Origin of the sequence: Shinella zoogloeoides (assembly GCF_020883495.1) — a bacterium.
Taxonomy (GTDB): domain Bacteria; phylum Pseudomonadota; class Alphaproteobacteria; order Rhizobiales; family Rhizobiaceae; genus Shinella; species Shinella zoogloeoides.
In genome coordinates, this window is sequence record NZ_CP086610.1 from 2700693 (window position 1) to 2720104 (window position 19412).

Consider the following 19412-nt stretch of genomic DNA (forward strand, 5'->3'; position numbering starts at 1 on the left):
TGCCAAGGCAAACCACGCGCTCCACGGGCATTTCTCAAACTATCGTCAACGGCGACTGCAAAACCGCGCCGCCTCCGACACCCACCCTATCATAACGCTTTCGCGTCCGCCTTCATTCGTTCGGCGGAGACGGGAAGCGCGCGCAACCGAGGACATCCGCAAGGGCCTGGGCGGCCGGCAGGTCGAAGCGGGGCAGGAAATGTGCATAGGGCGCGATCACCGGCGTGAAGACGGCATCGCCCGCCGCCACCGCGCCGCCATCCGCGAATTTCAGGCACGGCGCGGTTCGCGCGGCCCGCAGGGCGGGGCCGTGCAGCGCCTCGCCCGCAGCGCCGCAGGCGGCAACCACGACCGTCCGCCCCGCCCGGTTGACCACCTGATAGCGCCCGTCCCATGTCCCGCCCCCCCCCGCTGCAAGGACGAGCGGCGCGATGCCCCGATCCTCGCGGTAGAGAGAAAGCCCATCCCGCCGGCGGTCGAACACCACGCGTCCTGCCGTCAGCCGCGACAGTGTGCCGCTGGCAAGGAACGACCGGAGACGGCCGGCGGAACGGGCTTCGAGCGTGTGAACCCGCCCGCCCGCCGCCGCCGCCAGCAGCATGAGGCCCCGCCAGGCGGCGGGGTCAGATAAGACGGTCTCGACGGCGGGTGCCGCAAGGAAGATATACGCGCCCTCCGCCCGGGCATTTTCCGTCAGGAACACCGCCGCGCGCTTGGCCAAGAGAACGCGCTCCTCTCCGGCCGACAGCAACGGCGCGGCATCGCCCTGCGCCCGCACGCGCACCCGCTCGAAGCGCGGATTGAGATTGCTCGGATCGTCGATCCACCCTTCGCCCCGCTCCGCAAGGAAATCCCGGATCGCGGCGCGGCCGACACCGAGGAACGGTCGCAGCAACCAGACAGCGCCATTCAGCAGCACGCCGTCCGCCATGCCGGAAAGGCCGACACCGGCCTGCGCGCGCGCCGCGCGCATGGCGACGGTCTCGTTCTGGTCGTCCAGCGTATGGGCGGAGACGATGGCGTCCGCGCCGCTTTCCCGTGCGGCGTCGACGAGAAGGTCGTAGCGCATGGCGCGGGCGGCGGCCTGCAGGCCCGTCGCCGGTTTCGTCCCCTCCCAGCGGCGGATCGCATGGGCGATGCCGTAGCGGCCGCAGAGCGCGCCCACGGCGGACGCCTCCGCGGACGAGCCGGCGCGCAGGTCATGGTCGACGGTGCAGGCGCAAAGCGTGATATGCGGATAGCGCCCGGTGGCGCAAAGCGTGGCGAGGGCCACGAGCAGCCCGGTCGAATCGCTCCCGCCGGAAACGGCGATCAGGAGCTTTGCGGGGCGTTTGAAACTGGCAAGCAGATGGCCGGCTGCCTCGACGACGGGATTGTCCGCGCGGGCCACGGCCTTCGCTCCGTCCGCAATCAGCAGGACAGGCGGCTCTGTTCGGAGGTGACCTTGGCCTTCACGGCCTTGGAGGCGTTCGGGTAGCGTTTGCTCACCTCGCGCAGCGTGGCGCAGGCGGTTTCGCGATTGTCGAGGGCGGCGAGCGACATGCCGAGCTTCAGCAGCATTTCCGGCGCCTTCTTCGATTTGCCGAAGGTCTGGTGGGCGTTGAGGAAGGTCTTGGCCGCGTCGTTGAAGTTCCCTTGCGAATACTGCGCCTCGCCGAGCCAGAAATTGGCGTCCGCCGCCTTCTCGCTGGTTGGGAAGATATCGAGATAGTCGCGGAATTCGCGCTCGGCGAGCTGGTAGTCGCCCGTCAGCACATGGCCGTAGGCGGTCTGGTAGAGATCGTCGGGATTGTCGAGAGAGGCGGTCGCGGAGCCGGAAGCCTGCGGCTGGCCGCCATCGACGCCGGGCAGCGCGGCGCTCTGGTTGTTCAGGTCCGGATTGGCGTCGGCGCCGACCGGATTGCCGTTCTCGTCGAACTTGATCGAGCCGAGTTCCTGCGGCTGGGCGCCGCCGCCGCCGATCGGCGTGGCAAGCGGGTCGGTTCCGGCGGTATCGTCCGCCGGAACCGTGTTGGATGCAGTCTGCTGGTCGGCAGCGCCGCTATCGAGGGGCTTTTCGAGCGCGCCGCTCTTGCCCTTCGCGCCGGCCTTGCCGCTCTCGAGGTCCTGGAAGCGATACTCGTTGTCTTCCTGGGCCTTGCGGATCTGCTCCTGCATCTGGAGAAGCTGGTAGCTCATCTCCTCGATGCGGCCGTTGAGGGTGCGGATCTGCTCTTCGAGCTGGCCGACCCGCGGGTCCATGGCCTGGGCCAGAACGATATCGCGGTCGCCCGCCCGTTCCTGCTTGGCCGGAAGGAAGCCGCTCGCCAGCGCCGTGAGCGGCGATGCGTTGAGCTGTCCGACGGTGCCTGCCACCGCTGCAAGACTGAGAACGCCTGCCGCGACAAGTTTCTTCATCTATCTTCGTCCTGTTGGTCCAAATTGCGCGCCGAAGCGCCGCCGAAGAGTTTTCCAAATACTCTCAAAAAGCAACGGAGTTCGGCCAAAGTGTGTTGAAAAAAGAAAGGCGGCCGAAAGGCCGCCTTCCATCCCGTCCCGAAGGAGCGGAATTACATGCCCGCGCCACCGAGAACGGTGACGGCGCGGCGGTTCTGCGACCAGCAGGAAATGTCGTCGCAGACGGCGACCGGCTTTTCCTTGCCGAAGGAGATCGTCTTCATGCGGGCTGCCGGAACACCGCGCGAAGCGAGGTACTGGCGGGTGGAGGCCGCACGGCGCGCACCGAGCGCCAGGTTGTATTCGCGCGTGCCGCGTTCGTCGGCATGGCCTTCGATCGTGATCGCGAAGTTCGGGTAGCGCTGCAGCCACTGAGCCTGGCGGTCGAGCGTTGCGGCGGCATCGGCGCGGATCGACGTGGAGTCGGTGTCGAAGAAGATGCGGTCGCCGACATTGACGGTGAAGTCCTGCGGCGAACCGGGCGTCGCGGCGCCTGCGCCGCCGCCGTTGAGGCCGAGGTCGCCGGCGCTGTTCGGCAGGTTCTTCTTGGAAGCGCAGCCTGCCAGCGCGAGCGTCATGACAAGGGCGATGACGGCCGGGTTGCGGGCGATGGTCTGCATGCGGCCAGCGGCCGGGGTCTGAATGCGGCTCATGAGCCGGTCTCCTTGCATCAGGTCTTGCGTCAAGTTCGTTGAATCGCGGGTTTCAATCAGGGTTGCCAGACTGTAACCGCGCTCGGTTAATCCCTGTTCAACGAGTATGGTTAACGATTGCTTGTCAGACCGTCCCCGGCCCCTCGCATTCTCAATTCACTGTCGCGTTTCCGAAGGCAAAGCTGCTGCGCGCTTTTGCCGGAATCGCCTGAAGACGCGTCTGCCGCGCCTCACCGCCGCCTGACTTACAGGACTTTGCGGCAAGAACGCGGCAGGCACGCTTCATATGGGAATGGCTGCTATTCCAGAAGCGGCGACCAGGCCGGGTCGGACGCGAAGCCCTTCGTCTGGACGAGCTGCTCGTTATAGCCGGACAGGTCGATCGAATAGATCTGCGGTCCGCCGGAGCCGGCTGCCTGGCGGAAGAACATCAGCACGCGGCCGTTCGGCGCCCAGGTCGGCCCCTCGTTGTGGAAGCCGGTGGTCAGGATGCGCTCACCGGAGCCGTCGGGCTTCATCACGCCGATGGAGAACTTGCCGCCCGACTGCTTGGTGAAGGCGATAAGATCGCCGCGCGGGGACCAGACCGGCGTGGAATAGGAACCGTCACCGAAGGAGATGCGGCGCTGGCCGGAGCCGTCCGCGCCCATCACATAGAGCTGCGGCTTGCCGCCACGGTCGCTTTCGAAGACGATCTGCGTGCCGTCCGGCGCATAGGAGGGAGCGGTGTCGATGGCCGCGGTCGAGGTGAGCCGCGTCGTGGTGCGCGAACGCAGGTCCATCGTGTAGATATTGGCGTTGCCTTCCTGCTGCAGGCTCATGATGACCTTCTGGCCATCCGGCGAGAAGCGCGGCGAGAAGGTCATGCCCGGGAAGTCGCCGACCACCTCGCGCTGCCCGGTCTCGAGCTGGAGCAGGTAGACGCGCGGCTGGTTTCCCTCGAAGGACATGTAGGTGATTTCCTGGCGGTTCGGCGAGAAGCGCGGCGTCAGGACGAGTTCGTTGGAATTCGTCAGCGCCCGGGCGTTGAAGCCGTCCTGGTCCATGATGGCGAGCTGGCGCTTGCGGGCCGTCTTCGGGCCGCTTTCGGCGACATACACGACGCGGGTGTCGAAGTAGCCCTTTTCGCCGGTCAGGCGCTCATAGATCGCATCGGCGATGATATGGGCGACGCGGCGCCAGTTTTCCGGCTGCGTGTAGAACTGCTGGCCGGTGAGCTGCTGGCCCGCGAAGGTATCCCACAGGCGGAACTCGGCGCGAAGACGTCCGTCGCCTTCCTGCGTCACGCGGCCGGTGACGAGGGCCTGCGCGTTGATGACCTTCCAGTCGTCGAAGCGCGGCGGCTGGTCGGGGTTGGAGATCTTCTCGATGAAGGCCTGCTTGTTGACCGGCGCGAAAAGGCCGGACCGCTTCAGGTCCGCAGCGATGACCTCGGAAATACGCTGGCCGAGGTCGCCGCTGGCGACGAAATCCGTCACCGCAATCGGCAACGGCTCGACATTACCCTTGTTGATGTTGATTTCCACAAGCGCCCAGGCCTGCGGCAGGAAGGCCGCAAGGCCGGTCAGCACGACCAGGAAACGGAGGAGACTGCGTCTGAACATCTATCTAGGCCTTCCTAGTTCTACATCATTTGGCTGGGGTCGAAGTTCACGACGACTTCGCTCCAGGCATCGTATTTCTCAGGCGGCAGCCCCTTGAAGGGCCGCGATTTCATGATGGCGCGGCGTGCGCCGCCGGCCAGCGCCCGGCGTGCGGCTTCCGTGCCGCCCGTCGCCGTCACCTCCGGCTCGCCGATGATGTCGCCGTTCTGGTCGAGCTGCATCTTGACCTGGATGCGCACGTCGGCGGCGTCGGCAAGGCCGGGAATGATCGACCAGTTGTTCTGGATCTGGCCACGCAGGGCGTCCATTTCGCTGAGGGACAGCTTGGTGCCGCTCGTCGTCTTCTTGCCGCCGAGCGCCGCCTCGTCCTGCGAGCGCTTGGCGCCGCCACCGGCGGCCTTTTCCTTGTTGAGAAGCGCGGAGATCTCGTCGGCGTTGAAGTCGCTGTCGTTCATCGACGTCGCCTTCTCCTGCTTCTTCTTCTGGTCCTTCTTGCGGTCCGGCGTCTTGGAGGTCTCGGCCTTGGCCGTTTCCACCTTCTTCTCGGCCGGCTTCTCCGCGGTCTCGGTCTTCTTCGCCTCGACCTTGGGCTTCATCTCGGGCAGCGGCACCTTGTCCGGCAGCGCTTCGGCTTCCGGGTCCTCGGCCGGCTTTTCCTCGGCGGGCTTGGCCTCCGGCTTCGGGTCCGGCTTGACGTCCTGCTGGGTCTTGGCGACGGCCGCGACCTCGGTCGAGGGCTCGCTGGCGGGCTCTTCCTTCTTGACGTCCTCGACAGGCTTGCTGTCCGGCGTCTGGACGACCTTCTCCGCCTTTTCCGGCGAGGCCGCCGTTTCTATTTCACGCGGCTTGGCCTCCGGCGTCGGCAGGTTCTTCAGGTCGACGTCGTTCTCGCCGGCGTTTTCCGCATTCTCGACCGGCGTCTGCTTCTTGGTCGGAACAGGCGCGGCCTTTTCCTTCATCTCGGCTTTCTTGTCGCCCTGCTGGATTTGCGTCAGCTCCTCGATCGACACGATATCGACCGGCAGCGCCTCGACATTGGCCACGTCGAAGCTCTCGGGACTGCCGAGCGAAACCAGCGCCAGGGTCAGAACGGCGGCGTGGATGACGGCGGATGTGGCGAGGCTGCCCTTCATGGCGTGCGATCAATTATCCGGTTTCTGCTCGGTGACGAGGCCGATATTGGTGAAGCCGCCGGCCTGGATGCGCGACATGACATCGGCGATCACGCCGTAGGGCGCATTGCCGTCGCCACGCACGAAGATGCGTTCCGTATAGCCAGTGGTCGACACAGCCTGCAGCTTGGCGGCGATCTCCTCGAGCGGAATCGCCGTTTCCTGCAGGAACACCTGGCCGTCGGCCTTGACCGAGACGGTGATCGGCTGGGTGTCGGCGTTGAGGGCCTTGGCCTGCGTCTTCGGCAGGTCGAGCGGCACGCCGACCGTCATCAGCGGCGCGGCCACCATGAAGATGATGAGCAGCACCAGCATGACGTCGACCATCGGCGTCACGTTGATCTCGCTCATCGGGGCCTTCTTGCCGCCCCCGCGGCGGCGGCGGCCACCGCCTGAATTCTTCGCTCCGACTGACATGCCCATGGAGTCGTCTCCGTCTATCCTGAACGCCGCGTTACTGCGCCGCAGCGCGCGGCTGCAGCTTCTCGTCGATCTGGCGCGAGAGGATGGCCGAGAACTCGTCCGCAAAGCCCTCCATACGCGCCGTCAGCTTGCCGGCGTCGGCGGAGAACTTGTTGTAGGCGATAACCGCGGGAATAGCGGCGACAAGGCCGATGGCGGTGGCGAGCAGCGCCTCGGCGATACCGGGCGCGACGACCGCAAGGCTCGTCTGCTTGGAGCCGGCGATGGCCTGGAACGATGTCATGATGCCGACGACCGTGCCGAACAGGCCGACGAAGGGCGCCGCCGAGCCGATGGTGGCGAGCGAGCCGAGACGCGCCTCCAGCGTTTCAGATTCACGCGAGAGCGTCACGTCCATCGCCCGGTCGATACGCATCTGCAGGCCGATGGGCGATCGCGCGCCGCGCTCGAAGCTCTTCTTCCATTCCCGCATCGCCGCCACGAAGATGGCGCTCATGCCGGAGGTCTGCCGGTCGGAGAGCGTGCGATACAGCTCCTCGAGCGACTGGCCCGACCAGAAAACCTGCTCGAAGCTATCGAGCTGCCGGCGCGCACGCCCGTAGCTCACCGCTTTGTCGACGACGATAGCCCAGGTCCAGACGGACGCGGCGATCAGGCCGAGCATGACCAGCTTCACGATGAATCCGGCCTGGATGAAGAGACCCCAAAGGCTCACGCTGCCAGCCGCTTCCAAACCCACTTGTTCCATAGACCTATGTCCCCGAATCCAAACACCCGGCACGGGCCTTTGCGGCTCGAACCGGGTTCCATTCACGCCTTTGCGGTCTCCTGGGAGGTGGATATCGCATCGGCATTCACAAAGCGCACGTCGCAGGCAGGGATCGAGATCCGCAACCGCTTCGCAGCCCGTCAAGAATGTCCGGTTGATGCCGCCGGCCGCCATGCCGGTCAAACGCTTACAACCTGCCTTCTTCACGGCAATTTTGGTTAAAGGATGACGTGCAGCGCACAAAACCCTTCTGACCCGCCGAGTAAGACATCATTATGGTTAAGGGTTCGTTACCGCAGCTATGCGCCTAAGATTTCCTGGCCTTTGGCAAGAAAACGCGCGGCCAGCGCTTCGGGCAGCCGGCGCGGCCGGCCCTGGCGGTTGACCACGGCGATCACCACCTTGGCCGCGATCAGCGGCGCGCCGTCGCGCTCCACCGCCTGCTGCAGCACCATCTTCGCCCCGCCGGCCTTTTCCGTGACGGTGCGGATCGTCAGGATATTGTCCATGCGCGCGGGAGACTTGAAGTCGATCTCCATGCGATGCACGACGAAGGCAAGGCCCTCCGCATCGCTGTCGAACAGGCTGGATTGCTCGACGCCGAGGCAGCGCAGGTAATCCGTGCGCGCGCGTTCCATGAAATGCAGGTAGCGGGCGTGATAGACGGCGCCGGAAAAATCCGTGTCCTCGTAATAGACCCGCTGGACGAGTTCGTGCCCCTGCGCCTTCAGCTCGCCGCAAATCGAAAAAGTCGTGCCTGACATGGGTGCCCTCGATCAAGATGCCTGCCGACGGCCCTTACAGGGTTCGCGCCCGATCCGCAAAGGTGATATCTCCCGGCCATAACGAAAGAGGCCCGGCGCAAACCGGGCCTCCTGCATCATCGCACGCGGCGGATCATGCCGCGACGGCCTGCCCCATCAGAGGCCCGCGCGTCGACGCGCCATCCCCGGAGCCGTTCGGAACCACGAGAAGAACGCCATGCGACACCGCCGCGACCAGCGCAAGGATGAGCGCATAGGCAAGGAGGATCGTGGTCATCGGCACGACGAAGTTGAGCTGCGGCAGGGCGCCGAGCAGAAGCGGCACATACCAGGAGGTGGCCGAGATCGCGCCGGAGGTCAAAAGCACGCTCTTCTGGCGCGTCGACATGCCCTGCAGCAGGGAACGGCCGATCTGCGCCTTGACCTTCGGCAGGATGACCGCATGGATGAAGAGGCCGTTGACCGTCAGGATCAGGACGATCAGCATCTTCGCCCAGACCTTTTCATTACCGAACTTGATCGGCTCGAATGCGCCGTAATAGGCCAGGAAACCGAAGCCGGTCACCCACAGGAGAACGAGGCCGGCATTGACGATCTTGGAGCCGAAGTCGAAGATCGCCCATCGCTCCGACGTCACCTTGCCGTTGAGGAAGAACCTGAAGATCATCAGGTCGAGAACCGTCGCCGCGCCGAGGCCGAGTGCGAGGCCGACGAAGTGAACGATACGCAAGCCGGTCCTGATGGCCGCGACCGGGTCGAGGCTTAGCGTGTTGATCAGGTGCATGAGTCCCATTTCAGTGCCTTTCGGTTATGCGAAGCGCACACATCCACGCAGCACGCAAAACGCACGCGAGCACCTTCGGCGGCGCAAGACGCCGTCGAGACAAACAGAGATAAACGCAATACTCTCCCTTAAAGCGTGTGACGCTTCGCTAGCCCATCCGCCCGGGGCTGCAATAGGCGGCCAATCGGTCCAAAACCCGGCTGGTTCGCGACTTAATTATGATTAACTAAAGAATCTACCGCTAATTAAGCGGAATTCAATTTCAAGGTGCCGGCACCGGCCGGATTTGCCAGCACCCCGGGAAAAGCCCACGCTGCCCCTCACTCTTCCTCGGAGAACAGGCGGAACTGCGTCGCCTCGATATCCTTCGGCGGGGTGAGGCCGAGATGCTTCCAGGCATTGGCGGTCAGCACGCGCCCGCGCGGCGTGCGCTGGATGAAGCCCTGCTGGATCATATAGGGCTCGATGATGTCCTCGATGGCGTCGCGCGGCTCGGAAAGCCCCGCCGCGATGGTCTCGATGCCGACCGGGCCGCCGCCGAAATTGTGCGCGATCATCGAGAGGTAACGCCGGTCGAGCTGGTCGAGGCCCATATTGTCGACGAGAAGCCGCGTCAGCGCCTCGTCGGCGATCTTCTGCGTCACCGCCTCCGCACGCGCCACTTCCGCGAAATCGCGCACACGGCGCAGGAGGCGGCCGGCGATACGCGGCGTGCCGCGGGCACGCCGGGCGATCTCGCGCGCGCCCTCGTCCGTCATGCCGAGGCCCATCAGCCGCGCGCCGCGGCGCACGATCGATTCCAGTTCCTCGACGGTGTAGAAATTGAGCCGCACCGGAATGCCGAAGCGGTCGCGCAACGGCGTCGTCAGCAGGCCGAGGCGCGTGGTGGCGGCGACGAGCGTGAATTTCGACAGGTCGATCTTCACCGAGCGCGCGGCCGGGCCTTCGCCGATGATGAGGTCGAGCTGGAAATCCTCCATGGCCGGATAGAGGATTTCCTCGACGGCCGGGTTGAGACGGTGGATTTCGTCGATGAAGAGCACGTCGCGCTCTTCCAGATTGGTGAGCAGCGCTGCAAGGTCGCCGGCCTTGGCGATGACCGGGCCGGAGGTCGAGCGGAAATTGACGCCGAGCTCCTTCGCCATGATCTGGGCGAGCGTCGTCTTGCCGAGGCCGGGCGGGCCGACGAAGAGCACATGGTCCAGCGCCTCGCCGCGGTTCTTCGCCGCCTCGATGAAGATCTTCAGGTTCGCGCGCGCTTCCGCCTGGCCGGTGAAGTCGTCCAGCGTCTGCGGGCGCAGGGCCGTGTCGATATCCTCGCCGCGCTTGTCCGGCGAAAGCAGTCTGGTCTCGTCGCTCATTGCGCCCTAATCCCATTGTCCACGATGGAAGGCAACCGCATCACCGCGACAATTCCTTGAGGCCGAGGCGAATGAGCTTCGCGCTGTCGGCCCCCTCCCCGCCGTTCTTGAGCGCCGCCGCGACGGCATTGGCCGCCTGATCGCGCGAATAACCGAGATTGGTGAGCGCCGAGACGGCATCGGCCACCGGCGCGGAAGCCACCCCTTCGCCGATCTCCTGCTTCAGCCCGATGGAGGCCGAGGCTTCGCCGGCAAAGGCCGGCGCCTTGTTGCGCAATTCGGTGATGATGCGCACCGCCACCTTCGGCCCGACGCCCGGCGCACGCGACACCGCCGTCTTGTCCTGAAGCGCGATGGCGTTCGCCAGTTCCCCCGGCGTCAGCGTGGAGAGCACCGCCAGCGCCACCTTAGAGCCGACGCCCTGCACGCTCTGCAACAGGCGGAACCACTCCCGCTCCAGCGCGGTCAGGAAGCCGAAGAGGCGGAACTGGTCCTCCCGCACATAGGTCTCGATGAACAGCACCGCCGCCTCCCCGGCCGAGCCGAGCCTGCCGAGCGTGCGCGCCGAGCAATGGGCGACATAGCCGACGCCATGCACGTCGAGGACGACATGATCCTCGCCGATCTCGTCGATGGTGCCTTTGAGTTTGCCGATCATGGGAAATCCGTCAGGGATGGGTTTCGGGAGAGATGATGTCGAGCGCGGGGAAATAGGAGCGGTAACGCGCCGCATCGCGGGTGAGGAGCCGATGGGAACGGGCGACGGCATGGGCGCCGACGAGGAAGTCCGGCAGCGTGCGCTCGCGCAGGCCGCCCGCCCGGCGATAGGCGTAATGCGCCTTGCCGGCCGTGAAAGCCGCCTCATAGGAAACGGTTTCCCTGCGCATGCGCAGCCAGCCGAAAGCGAGGTTCAATTCCAGTTCGCTGAGCGGCGACGTCGCAAGTTCCGACCAGACCACGGGATGGAGCACCAACTCGCCTTCCTGTGCGCAGCGCTTCAGCGCCGCCAGCGACCAGACCCGCTGCGGCCGGTCAGGTCCGAGAATGTCGATCAGGACATTGGTATCAACGAGGGTCGAGGTCATCGCGCGGCCCCCGCAGCCATTCGAAATACTCGTCCGGCGTCATGCCATCCAAATCCCATGTGCCCTGCACGCTGGCGGCCCACGCCTCGAAATCCTCGAAGTCGGCCTTGCCGTCACCGACCTTGACCAGCATCACGCCGTCTTTGGAGACAACGAAATCCACCTCCGACCCGGGCTCGATGGCGAGCCGGTCGCGGATATCCTTCGGGATCGTCACCTGACCCTTTTCCGTCACACGCATGGTAATACCTCTGAGGTATTACTTATCGCTGCAATAAGAACAAGTCAAGAACAAATCAGCCCGCAAGCTTGGCGAGGCGGCCGGAGAGGCCCTGGCGGTTGTGGGCGTGGCAGATGGCGATGGCAAGCGCGTCGGCCGCGTCGTTGCCGACGAAGGTGGCCTTGGGCATCAGCACCTTCAGCATCATGTGGATCTGCTGCTTCTCGCCATGGCCGACGCCGATCACCGCCTTCTTGACGGCGTTCGGCGCATATTCGGCAACGCGCAGGCCCGCGCGGGCCGGCACCAGCATGGCGATGCCGCGCGCCTGTCCGAGCTTCAGCGTCGCGGTCGCGTCCTTGTTGACGAAGGTCTGCTCGACGGCGGCCTCGTCGGGCTGGTAGCTGTGCACGATCTCGGCAAGCCCGTCATGCAACTGGCACAGACGCGAAGCGAGGTCCATGTCGCCGTCCGAGGTCACGGTGCCCGAGGCGACGAAGCGCAGCGAGTTGCCGAGCGTCTCGATAATGCCCCAGCCGGTGCGACGAAGCCCCGGATCGATGCCGATGATGCGAATCGTGTCCTGCATGGTCCAACCCTAATCCTGTCGAACGGACCCTGCCAGCGAAATGTGAACAAAACAAAAACAAAGCCATGCTTTGCAATTTCCGGAAAATCCTCGCTTGGATTTTAGAAAACTGAACCTACATGGGAGAGCGATCAAATTCCCTTACAAGAGGCCGCTCCCATGGTGCCCTTCTCCATCCTCGACCTGTCCCCGGTCATCGAAGGCGGCACCGTCGCCCAGTCGCTGGCAAATTCCCGCCGTCTGGCGCAGGAAGCCGAGGCGCATGGCTACAAGCGCTTCTGGCTCGCAGAGCATCACGGCATGCGCGGCATCGCCAGCGCCGCCACCTCCCTCGTCATCCAGCATGTCGCGGCGGGCACGGAAAAAATCCGCGTCGGTTCCGGCGGCATCATGCTGCCGAACCATTCGCCGCTCATCATCGCCGAACAGTTCGGCACGCTCGCCGCCCTCTTCCCCGGTCGCATCGACCTCGGCCTCGGCCGCGCCCCGGGCACGGACATGCGCACCGCGCAGGCGCTGCGCCGCAACCTCGACAGCGCCGCCAACAATTTCCCGCAGGACGTCATCGAGCTGATGCAGCTTATGGGACCGCCGAACCCGGAGCAGAAGGTCATCGCCGTGCCGGGCGCGAACAGCAACGTGCCCGTCTGGCTGCTCGGCTCCAGCCACTATTCGGCGCATCTGGCCGGTATGCTCGGCCTGCCCTTCGCCTTCGCCTCGCATTTCGCGCCGGACATGCTGCCGACGGCGCTGGAAATCTACCGCGAACGCTTCGAGCCGTCGCAATATCTCGACAAGCCGCATGCCATGGTGGGCGTGATGGGCGCGGCGGCCGACACGGATGCGCAAGCCGACCACCTCTTCACCTCCATGCAGCAATCCTTCGTGCGCCTGCGCCGCGGCACGCCGGACGCCTTCCCGCCGCCGGTCGAGAGCATGGATAGCCTCTGGAGCGAGCAGGAGCGCATCATGGTGGAGCACACGCTGCAATATGCCGTCGTCGGCGGGCCCGCGAAGATAGAACGCCGCATCGCCGATTTCCTGGCGCTGACCAAGGCGGACGAACTGATCGTCTCCATGCCGATCTACGACATGGAGGCGCGGGTGAAATCCCTGCGGCTCTTCGCCGGGGCGCAGCAGGCGCTTGCCAAGGCGGCATGACAAAAAGGCCGGAAGCGCGTCGCGCTCCCGGCCTTTCTCATTAAGCATCCGCCGTCGATCACGCCGAAAGCTTGGCCATGACCTCGTCGGAAACCTCGAAGTTCGAATAGACGTTCTGCACGTCGTCGTCGTCTTCCAGCGTGTCGATGAGCTTCATCAGCGACTGCGCCTTTTCCTCGTCGACCGGCACGGTGTTCTGCGCCTTCCAGATCGCCTTGACCGTCTCGGCTTCGCCGAGCGTGTCTTCCAGCGCCTTGGAAACGTCGCCGATATCCTCGAAGCCGCAGATGATCGTGTGGCCGTCCTCGTCCGTCGTCACGTCCTCGGCGCCGGCGTCGATTGCGGCTTCCATGACGGCGTCGGCGCTGCCGACCGAGAGCTTGTAGGTGATTTCGCCAACGCGATCGAAGGAGAAGGAGACCGAGCCGGTTTCACCGAGCGCCCCGCCGGCCTTGGAGAAGGTCGAGCGGACGGAGGAAGCGGTGCGGTTGCGGTTGTCGGTCAGCGCCTCGACGATGACGGCGACGCCGCCCGGGCCGTAACCCTCGTAGCGGACTTCCTCGTAGTTCTCGCTGTCTGCACCGGAAGCCTTCTTGATGGCGCGCTCGATATTGTCCTTGGGCATGGACTGTGCCTTGGCGTTCTGGATCGCCAGACGCAGGCGGGCGTTCATGGCCGGGTCGGGCAGGCCGGTCTTGGCCGCAACCGTGATTTCACGGGCGAGCTTGGAGAACATTTTCGACCGCACGGCGTCCTGCCGACCCTTGCGATGCATGATATTCTTGAACTGTGAATGGCCAGCCATGGCACCCCTGTCTTGGTTTGGCGCCCTTGATTTCGGTCGCCGGTCTTTGAGCGGGACAGGACGACCGCGGTGACGCGCCGGCCTGCTGCCCCGATTTTTGGAATGCCGCCTTATAATTTCATTGTCGCCGCGCGTCCAGCAGTCCCGGCGAACAAAGCGACAGAGCCGTTTCAGTCCGCTTTTGTGCGGGCGCGGCTGAGCAGGAACGAGTGGCCGTCATTGCGCTCGCAGGTCAAACCCGTGCGCTCGGAGTAGCAGGTGAAGGGCCCGCCGCGCCAGACCTCGCCGTAGTCGAGGGTCTTCTCAGCGCTACAGCAGCCCTGGTCGCCGACATCGGAAAGCACCCGGCCCTTGCCGCTGCGGCCGAGAATGGCGCGCACATATTTCGGCTCGATCCGGTCACAGGAAAGCTCCGGCCCGCCATCCTCCGGCTCATAGACGTCGGTTCCGCCCTCGGGAATGTAGATGCAGCCGATATTGCCGGAGGGCATGATGAATTCGTCCGCGACGCCAAGGCCGCGCGCCGGGGCCTTCTCCACCGGCTGTTTGCCCGTTTCGCGCGGCTGGCTGGATTCCACTGCCGGCTCGCCGGGCGTCGGCGCGCCGCTGGCAAGGGCCACGCTGCAGGAAAGGAAAAGGACGGGCAAGGCAGGCAGAAGACGCAGCATCGCAAGGCTCCGGTATCGAATGCCCGGGAGAATACGAATCCCCCGGCCGTTCGGCAAGCGGTGCGCGCCGCGCGAAACTCAGCGCCAGAAATCCGGCACCGTCTCGGCAAGGCGCGGGCCGAGGCGCAGCGGCGCGACCTTCTCGGCAAGCCCCGTACGGTCGGAAATCTCGACCGCCATCCCGCAGATCGTGGCGGGGCCGGACGCCGCCTCGAAACGGCCCTTGGGCATTTTCGAGATGAAGCGGTTCAGCGGCTCTTCCTTGTCCATGCCGAGCGAAGAATCGTAGTCGCCGCACATGCCGGCATCGGACATATAGGCGGTGCCGCCGTTGAGAATCTGGCAATCGGCGGTCGGCACATGGGTATGCGTGCCGACGACGACGCTGGCGCGCCCGTCGACGAAATGGCCGAAGCACTGCTTCTCGCTCGTCGCTTCCGCATGGAAATCGAAGATGACCGCATCGGCCTGCTCGCCGAGCGGGCAGGAGGCGAGGATCGTTTCCCCCGCCGTGAAGGGATCGTCCAGCTCGGGATGCATGAAGACGCGGCCCATGATGTTGGCGACGAGCACGCGCGCACCGTTGCGGGCAATGAAGAGGTTCGCACCGCGGCCGGGCGTGCCGGCCGGATAATTGGCGGGGCGCAGGAACTGATCGTGCCGACCGGCAAAGCCGACGGCCTCCTTCTGGTCCCAGACATGGTTGCCTGTCGTCACCACGTCTGCACCGGCATTGACCGTCTCAAGGAAGATATCCTCCGTGATGCCGAAGCCGCCGGCGGCGTTCTCTCCGTTGACGACGACGAAATCCAGCCTGAAATCGCTGATCAGGCCCGGCAGGCGCTCCCAGACGGCCGTCCGCCCGGTCTTGCCCACCATGTCGCCGAGAAAGAGAAAACGCATCGATCTGCCTTATGAAACCTGTTGGAACATGCTGAGGCCGCTTTCCGTGAGAATGCCATCGAGGGGCACGTCATGCGGCTCGGCGGGTACTGATGCCACTTCCTGGCAGTCGAACGCAATGCCGATGAGCTTCGGCACGCGGCCTTTCGCCTTGAGGCGGTCGATCGCCCGGTCGTAATGCCCCGCGCCATAGCCGATGCGATGCCCGGTCCGGTCGAAGGCGGAGAGCGGCACGAGCAGGATATCCGGGTCGAGTACCGCCGCTTCCGGCCCCGGGCCGGTGGTGCCGAAGCCGGTCTTCACGACCGGCGCGCCGACGACGAGTTCACGGAAGACGATGGTCTCGCGGTCGAGCACCACCGGCAGGCAGAGCCGCGCGCCGCGGCTGCGCAGATGCGCCATCAGCGGCCGGATATCCGCCTCCGAGCGGATCGGCCAGAAGCCGGAAATCACCGTGCCGGGATCGAATGCGATGCGGTCGCCCGCAAGCTCGACCATGGCGAGGCTGCCCTCGATGCGTGTCTCGGGCGTCATCGCATCGCGCAGCGCCAGCCGCTCGTTGCGGATCGCCGCCTTCTGTTCCTTGGGGGTCGTGTGGGTCGTCACGGGTCGCTCCAGCTTGTCTGCCGTGGCTTACCAGCTAGCAGCGCCGAAAGGCAAATCCGCCTCGCTTTGCGACATGACAGGCCCCTGTCCCACGATGGCACAGTGCGGCGCAAAACGGCCGCCTGCCGTTAAGCATCGGCACAGCTTGTACTTTCCCCACCGCCCGCGCGCCCTTAAGGCGGGCGCATGATGCCCCCGGAAAATACCCCTTCTTCCCCGCCGGAACTGACCGAAATCGAGAAACGGTGCCTCAGCCTTGCCGCCAACGGCAGGACGCCGACCGATATCGTGCGTGAATTCGACCTGACCACCGCATGCGTGAACGATATCCTGCGAAGCGCCGTCGAAAAGCTCGGCGCCCGCAACATCGTCGGCGCGATCACCCGCGCCGCGCGGCTCAATCTGCTCTAGCGCTTTGTCTTGCCCGCATCGTCCGCCGCCGAAGCGATCTCGCTTCGGCCGGAAATGCTTTAGACAGCGCCATCTTCCGCGAGGCGCAGCATGGCCATCGCCGCCCCCTCGTCGGTGATCAGCGTGTTGCAGCCGACGCGGCGGATCGTGGCGCGGATGGCCGGCGCACGGTGCGCGCCGCCGGAGACCAGCACGATATGCCGCGCCTTCTTCACCGTATCGAGGTCGATGGACATGACGCGGTGGCGGATCGGGTGATCGATGGTACGGCCCTCGGCATCGAGGAAATTGCACATCGTATCGCACACGCAGCCGGCGGCGATCAGTTCGTCAAGCTCATGACGGGCGATGAAGTCGCGCGACAGCGAGCTTGCCCGCGGGCCGATATCGCCGCAGCTCACCACGGCGATATCCATGTTCTCGGCGAGATCGAACAGCGTCTTCAGGCCGCATTTCTCGATGAGGCTGCGCTTGGTCTCGCCGCTGTCGACCAGAAGCGGCGCAAGGAACAGGTAGCATTCCGCCCCAAGCTGGCTCGCGAGCTGCCAGGTATATTCGATAGGATTGATATGGTGCGCTTCCACCACGCCCCCGAGCAGCGAGACGACCTTGACGCGCTCGCGCCGCGCGGGGCGGAAGCTGGCAAGCGAGGCCGTCAGCGTGCGCCCCCAGCCGACACCGACGGTGCAATCGTCCGGGATCGCCTCCGTGAGGAACTGGCCGAGCGCGAGGCCGACGCTCTTGGCCGTCGCCTCCGCGCTGTTCGCCGCCGGCACCACCACCGCCTCGTCCAGTCCGTAGGCCTTTTCCAGCCGCACGGCGAGTTCGACGCAATCGGCAATGCCCTCGTTGATCCAGATCTGCACCTCGGAGCGCTTCAGCGCCTCGTCGAGCATGCGAATGACGGTGGTGCGGCTGACGCCGATCTTCTCCGCCACGTCCTTCTGGGTAAGGCCCTGATTGTAATAGAGCCACGCCGCCCGCAGCCGGAGCGCCGCCGACTCCGAATAGGCCGTGTGTGTGTCGCGCCGAAGCCTTGCCACGTCGTCTCCCTCTGTCCGCTTTCGTCCGGGCGACCTTAGCACATCCGGCGAGGAATGCGACATATGTTCAGAAGATTAAGCAAAAGTGCTTGACTTTCGCCCAGGAAGCCACCAATAGTCCGCCCATATCTGCTGGCGGTATTCCGCCGGCGGATGGAGCGTGCCAACGCATGCGGCGGCCGAAACGGAAGCACGGCAGCCCATGCGCTTTCACGGGAACAATGGAGGAGGGCCTGGCGTTTCCCAGAAACGCCGCCCGGCAACAACTTTCGGGATTTCGGATATGACGTCCAAGCTTGAACAACTGCGCGCGATGACGACCGTGGTGGCCGATACCGGCGATATCGAAGCCGTTCGCCGCCTGAAGCCGGTCGATTGCACGACCAACCCCACCATCGTCCTGAAGGCGCTCGGCACGCCGGCCTTTGCCGACGCGGTGACGGAAGCGGTCCGCTGGGGCCAGTCGCAGGGCGGAAATCGCGAGGGCGTCGTCTCGGCCGTCGCCGACCGCCTCGCCATCTCGGTCGGCGCGGCGCTTGCCGAACTCGTGCCCGGCCGCGTCTCGACGGAAGTCGACGCCGACCTTTCCTTCGACACCGAAGCCTCCATCGCCAAGGCCCGCGAGATCGTCAAGGCCTATGACGCGCGCGGCATTTCCCGCGACCGCATCCTCATCAAGCTCGCCTCCACCTGGGAAGGCATCCGCGCCGCGGAAGTGCTGCAGAAGGAAGGCATCGACTGCAACCTGACGCTGCTCTTCAACCAGGCCCAGGCCATCGCCTGCGCCGATGCCGGCGTCTTCCTCATCTCGCCCTTCGTCGGCCGCATTCTCGACTGGCACGTCAAGGCCTCGGGCAAGACCTTCACGGCCGAGGAAGACCCGGGCGTGCTCTCCGTCCGCGCGATCTACGACTACTACAAGTCCAACGGCATCAACACGATCGTCATGGGCGCCTCCTTCCGCAACACGGGCGAGATCGAAGCGCTGGCCGGCTGCGACCGCCTGACGATCAGCCCGGCCCTGCTGGAAGAACTCGACGCCGCTGAGGGTACGCTCGAGCGCAAGCTCTCGCCGGAAAAGGCCGCCAAGGTCTCGCCGGTCAAGATCGACGAAAAGGCCTTCCGCTGGATGCTGAACGAAGACGCCATGGCCACCGAAAAGCTCTCCGAAGGCATCCGCGCCTTTGCCAAGGACCTCGGCAGCCTGCGCGCGATGATCGACAAGGAACTGAAGGCCGCAGCGTAAAGCGCCCGCGCCAAAACACGAAGGCCGCCCAGGGGGCGGCCTTTTTCGTTCGGCAGCGGTTTTGGAAAGTGCGATCCACGGCGACCGATGGAGGTTTACGATCCTGGGTGCCTACAAACGTAGGTGGGCACCGTGTGACCAAGCCCACGGGCCGGGTCAGGGACAGCTCCCTTTGGATCGAGTATGGCCCCAGGGATTGTGGTTCCTGTCGGGAAGCGCAGAACGCATCCGATATATAGGATGAAAGCCATGCTTTCGCCAGTGGCAATTCCTGCAGCATTTCCAGCAAATGCACGAAGCGGTTTGGCGTCTGAGATCGCGCGAAGGCCGGATCAGTTGGCGGACGGCTTGCCGTTGAGCTTGGCAGCCATGCCCTGGATCTGGCTGGTGAGTTCGCCCAGCGCCTGCGCGATGGCTTCCTCGTTGCGGGAAACCTCGCCCATCACGCCCTCGCGGCCCTTGCGCAGCGACTCGGCTTCCTTTTCCAGCTTTTCGAGGCGGCGGGTGACGTCGTTCAGCTCGTCCATCACCATGATGCCGGCCATGACGGTCAGGCGCAGGTCGCCGATCTCGCCGAACTGGCTCTTCAGGTGACCGACATAGCGATCGAAGCCGGCGGCAAGCTCTTCGAGATGCCCCTCCTGACCTTCCTCGCAGGCCATGCGATAGGCCTTGCCGTCGATCTGTACCGTTACCTGAGCCATGCCGT

The 19412-nt window shown here is 65.1% G+C and carries 23 protein-coding genes and 1 other RNA gene; 3 read left to right on the forward strand and 21 right to left on the reverse strand.

What is annotated here, in order from left to right; genetic code table 11:
• Window positions 1-112: 112 nt before the first annotated feature.
• From tilS to ruvC, 14 genes are all read right to left on the reverse strand, one after another.
• Window positions 113-1390 carry a tRNA lysidine(34) synthetase TilS gene (tilS, locus tag K8M09_RS13430; protein ID WP_160785305.1) on the reverse strand — a complete coding sequence of 426 codons (1278 nt, stop codon included), beginning with the start codon at window positions 1388-1390 and terminating at the stop codon, window positions 113-115.
• A 20-nt stretch (window positions 1391-1410) separates the two neighbouring features.
• The gene (ybgF, locus tag K8M09_RS13435) at window positions 1411-2397 is read right to left on the reverse strand and encodes a tol-pal system protein YbgF (protein ID WP_160785304.1); all 987 of its coding nucleotides are present in this window, start codon (window positions 2395-2397) and stop codon (window positions 1411-1413) included.
• A 152-nt stretch (window positions 2398-2549) separates the two neighbouring features.
• On the reverse strand, window positions 2550-3089 hold the full coding sequence (gene pal, locus K8M09_RS13440; protein WP_160785303.1) for a peptidoglycan-associated lipoprotein Pal: 540 nt from the start codon (window positions 3087-3089) through the stop codon (window positions 2550-2552).
• Between the two features lie 299 nt (window positions 3090-3388).
• Window positions 3389-4693 (reverse strand): Tol-Pal system beta propeller repeat protein TolB, encoded by a 1305-nt coding sequence (tolB, locus tag K8M09_RS13445; RefSeq protein ID WP_160785302.1) that lies wholly within the window; start codon window positions 4691-4693, stop codon window positions 3389-3391.
• Window positions 4694-4713: 20 nt separating this feature from the next.
• The gene (locus K8M09_RS13450) at window positions 4714-5826 is read right to left on the reverse strand and encodes a hypothetical protein (protein WP_160785301.1); all 1113 of its coding nucleotides are present in this window, start codon (window positions 5824-5826) and stop codon (window positions 4714-4716) included.
• A gap of 9 nt (window positions 5827-5835) precedes the next feature.
• Window positions 5836-6288 carry a protein TolR gene (gene tolR, locus K8M09_RS13455; RefSeq protein ID WP_160785300.1) on the reverse strand — a complete coding sequence of 151 codons (453 nt, stop codon included), beginning with the start codon at window positions 6286-6288 and terminating at the stop codon, window positions 5836-5838.
• A 31-nt stretch (window positions 6289-6319) separates the two neighbouring features.
• Entirely contained in the window at window positions 6320-7036 is a 717-nt protein-coding gene (tolQ, locus tag K8M09_RS13460) for a protein TolQ (RefSeq protein ID WP_160785299.1), read from the reverse strand.
• A gap of 320 nt (window positions 7037-7356) precedes the next feature.
• On the reverse strand, window positions 7357-7821 hold the full coding sequence (gene ybgC, locus K8M09_RS13465; protein WP_160785298.1) for a tol-pal system-associated acyl-CoA thioesterase: 465 nt from the start codon (window positions 7819-7821) through the stop codon (window positions 7357-7359).
• 133 nt (window positions 7822-7954) lie between these two features.
• Window positions 7955-8605, reverse strand: coding sequence for a hypothetical protein (locus K8M09_RS13470; protein ID WP_229341891.1), 651 nt, complete (start codon window positions 8603-8605; stop codon window positions 7955-7957).
• Window positions 8606-8925: 320 nt separating this feature from the next.
• Window positions 8926-9966 carry a Holliday junction branch migration DNA helicase RuvB gene (gene ruvB, locus K8M09_RS13475; RefSeq protein WP_160785297.1) on the reverse strand — a complete coding sequence of 347 codons (1041 nt, stop codon included), beginning with the start codon at window positions 9964-9966 and terminating at the stop codon, window positions 8926-8928.
• A 40-nt stretch (window positions 9967-10006) separates the two neighbouring features.
• Entirely contained in the window at window positions 10007-10624 is a 618-nt protein-coding gene (gene ruvA, locus K8M09_RS13480) for a Holliday junction branch migration protein RuvA (RefSeq protein ID WP_160785296.1), read from the reverse strand.
• A 10-nt stretch (window positions 10625-10634) separates the two neighbouring features.
• Window positions 10635-11051, reverse strand: a complete 417-nt coding sequence (locus tag K8M09_RS13485; protein WP_160785295.1) for a type II toxin-antitoxin system VapC family toxin — start codon at window positions 11049-11051, stop codon at window positions 10635-10637.
• Window positions 11032-11292, reverse strand: coding sequence for an AbrB/MazE/SpoVT family DNA-binding domain-containing protein (locus K8M09_RS13490; RefSeq protein WP_160785294.1), 261 nt, complete (start codon window positions 11290-11292; stop codon window positions 11032-11034). The genes K8M09_RS13485 and K8M09_RS13490 overlap by 20 nt, the downstream gene beginning before the upstream one ends.
• A 55-nt stretch (window positions 11293-11347) precedes the next feature.
• Window positions 11348-11860, reverse strand: a complete 513-nt coding sequence (ruvC, locus tag K8M09_RS13495) for a crossover junction endodeoxyribonuclease RuvC (RefSeq protein WP_160785293.1) — start codon at window positions 11858-11860, stop codon at window positions 11348-11350.
• Between the two features lie 159 nt (window positions 11861-12019).
• Here ruvC and K8M09_RS13500 point away from each other — a divergent pair, with 159 nt between their 5' ends.
• On the forward strand, window positions 12020-13021 hold the full coding sequence (locus K8M09_RS13500) for an LLM class flavin-dependent oxidoreductase (protein ID WP_160785292.1): 1002 nt from the start codon (window positions 12020-12022) through the stop codon (window positions 13019-13021).
• Between the two features lie 58 nt (window positions 13022-13079).
• Here K8M09_RS13500 and K8M09_RS13505 read toward each other — a convergent pair whose 3' ends face one another.
• The 4 genes from K8M09_RS13505 to K8M09_RS13520 form a co-directional block, all read right to left on the reverse strand.
• Window positions 13080-13826, reverse strand: coding sequence for a YebC/PmpR family DNA-binding transcriptional regulator (locus K8M09_RS13505; RefSeq protein ID WP_160785291.1), 747 nt, complete (start codon window positions 13824-13826; stop codon window positions 13080-13082).
• Between the two features lie 170 nt (window positions 13827-13996).
• Complete coding sequence (locus K8M09_RS13510; RefSeq protein ID WP_206366654.1) at window positions 13997-14494, reverse strand: hypothetical protein; 498 nt, start codon at window positions 14492-14494, stop codon at window positions 13997-13999.
• Between the two features lie 78 nt (window positions 14495-14572).
• Window positions 14573-15397 carry a TIGR00282 family metallophosphoesterase gene (locus tag K8M09_RS13515; protein WP_160785290.1) on the reverse strand — a complete coding sequence of 275 codons (825 nt, stop codon included), beginning with the start codon at window positions 15395-15397 and terminating at the stop codon, window positions 14573-14575.
• A 9-nt stretch (window positions 15398-15406) separates the two neighbouring features.
• Window positions 15407-15931, reverse strand: coding sequence for a 5-formyltetrahydrofolate cyclo-ligase (locus K8M09_RS13520; RefSeq protein WP_160785350.1), 525 nt, complete (start codon window positions 15929-15931; stop codon window positions 15407-15409).
• Between the two features lie 258 nt (window positions 15932-16189).
• Here K8M09_RS13520 and K8M09_RS13525 point away from each other — a divergent pair, with 258 nt between their 5' ends.
• A complete protein-coding gene (locus K8M09_RS13525) occupies window positions 16190-16414 on the forward strand; it encodes a LuxR C-terminal-related transcriptional regulator (protein WP_160785289.1) in 225 nt (74 codons plus the stop codon).
• A gap of 59 nt (window positions 16415-16473) precedes the next feature.
• Here the strand turns inward: K8M09_RS13525 and K8M09_RS13530 are convergent, their stop codons facing one another.
• The gene (locus K8M09_RS13530) at window positions 16474-17457 is read right to left on the reverse strand and encodes a sugar-binding transcriptional regulator (protein WP_160785288.1); all 984 of its coding nucleotides are present in this window, start codon (window positions 17455-17457) and stop codon (window positions 16474-16476) included.
• A 283-nt stretch (window positions 17458-17740) separates the two neighbouring features.
• On the opposite strand from K8M09_RS13530, the gene tal reads away from it, so the two are divergent.
• Complete coding sequence (gene tal / locus K8M09_RS13535) at window positions 17741-18703, forward strand: transaldolase (RefSeq protein WP_160785287.1); 963 nt, start codon at window positions 17741-17743, stop codon at window positions 18701-18703.
• 68 nt (window positions 18704-18771) lie between these two features.
• On the opposite strand, the gene ssrS is transcribed toward tal, so the two are convergent.
• Together ssrS and K8M09_RS13545 are read right to left on the reverse strand one after the other, a co-directional pair.
• Window positions 18772-18930, reverse strand: a non-coding RNA gene (gene ssrS / locus K8M09_RS13540) — 6S RNA.
• A 105-nt stretch (window positions 18931-19035) separates the two neighbouring features.
• Complete coding sequence (locus K8M09_RS13545) at window positions 19036-19407, reverse strand: cell division protein ZapA (RefSeq protein WP_160785286.1); 372 nt, start codon at window positions 19405-19407, stop codon at window positions 19036-19038.
• Window positions 19408-19412 lie beyond the last annotated feature (5 nt).

Coding starts and splice junctions, on each gene's coding strand:
- K8M09_RS13525 (WP_160785289.1), top strand. CDS start 16,190: ATGATGCCCCCGGAAAATACCCCTTCTTCCCCGCCGGAACTGACCGAA.
- pal (WP_160785303.1), bottom strand. CDS start 3,089: ATGAGCCGCATTCAGACCCCGGCCGCTGGCCGCATGCAGACCATCGCC.
- K8M09_RS13490 (WP_160785294.1), bottom strand. CDS start 11,292: ATGCGTGTGACGGAAAAGGGTCAGGTGACGATCCCGAAGGATATCCGC.
- tolB (WP_160785302.1), bottom strand. CDS start 4,693: ATGTTCAGACGCAGTCTCCTCCGTTTCCTGGTCGTGCTGACCGGCCTT.
- tal (WP_160785287.1), top strand. CDS start 17,741: ATGACGTCCAAGCTTGAACAACTGCGCGCGATGACGACCGTGGTGGCC.
- K8M09_RS13450 (WP_160785301.1), bottom strand. CDS start 5,826: ATGAAGGGCAGCCTCGCCACATCCGCCGTCATCCACGCCGCCGTTCTG.
- K8M09_RS13545 (WP_160785286.1), bottom strand. CDS start 19,407: ATGGCTCAGGTAACGGTACAGATCGACGGCAAGGCCTATCGCATGGCC.
- ybgF (WP_160785304.1), bottom strand. CDS start 2,397: ATGAAGAAACTTGTCGCGGCAGGCGTTCTCAGTCTTGCAGCGGTGGCA.
- ybgC (WP_160785298.1), bottom strand. CDS start 7,821: ATGTCAGGCACGACTTTTTCGATTTGCGGCGAGCTGAAGGCGCAGGGG.
- K8M09_RS13515 (WP_160785290.1), bottom strand. CDS start 15,397: ATGCGTTTTCTCTTTCTCGGCGACATGGTGGGCAAGACCGGGCGGACG.
- K8M09_RS13485 (WP_160785295.1), bottom strand. CDS start 11,051: ATGACCTCGACCCTCGTTGATACCAATGTCCTGATCGACATTCTCGGA.
- ruvC (WP_160785293.1), bottom strand. CDS start 11,860: ATGCAGGACACGATTCGCATCATCGGCATCGATCCGGGGCTTCGTCGC.
- ruvB (WP_160785297.1), bottom strand. CDS start 9,966: ATGAGCGACGAGACCAGACTGCTTTCGCCGGACAAGCGCGGCGAGGAT.
- K8M09_RS13500 (WP_160785292.1), top strand. CDS start 12,020: ATGGTGCCCTTCTCCATCCTCGACCTGTCCCCGGTCATCGAAGGCGGC.
- K8M09_RS13520 (WP_160785350.1), bottom strand. CDS start 15,931: ATGACGCCCGAGACACGCATCGAGGGCAGCCTCGCCATGGTCGAGCTT.
- K8M09_RS13510 (WP_206366654.1), bottom strand. CDS start 14,494: ATGCTGCGTCTTCTGCCTGCCTTGCCCGTCCTTTTCCTTTCCTGCAGC.
- tolR (WP_160785300.1), bottom strand. CDS start 6,288: ATGGGCATGTCAGTCGGAGCGAAGAATTCAGGCGGTGGCCGCCGCCGC.
- ruvA (WP_160785296.1), bottom strand. CDS start 10,624: ATGATCGGCAAACTCAAAGGCACCATCGACGAGATCGGCGAGGATCAT.
- tolQ (WP_160785299.1), bottom strand. CDS start 7,036: ATGGAACAAGTGGGTTTGGAAGCGGCTGGCAGCGTGAGCCTTTGGGGT.
- K8M09_RS13470 (WP_229341891.1), bottom strand. CDS start 8,605: ATGCACCTGATCAACACGCTAAGCCTCGACCCGGTCGCGGCCATCAGG.
- K8M09_RS13505 (WP_160785291.1), bottom strand. CDS start 13,826: ATGGCTGGCCATTCACAGTTCAAGAATATCATGCATCGCAAGGGTCGG.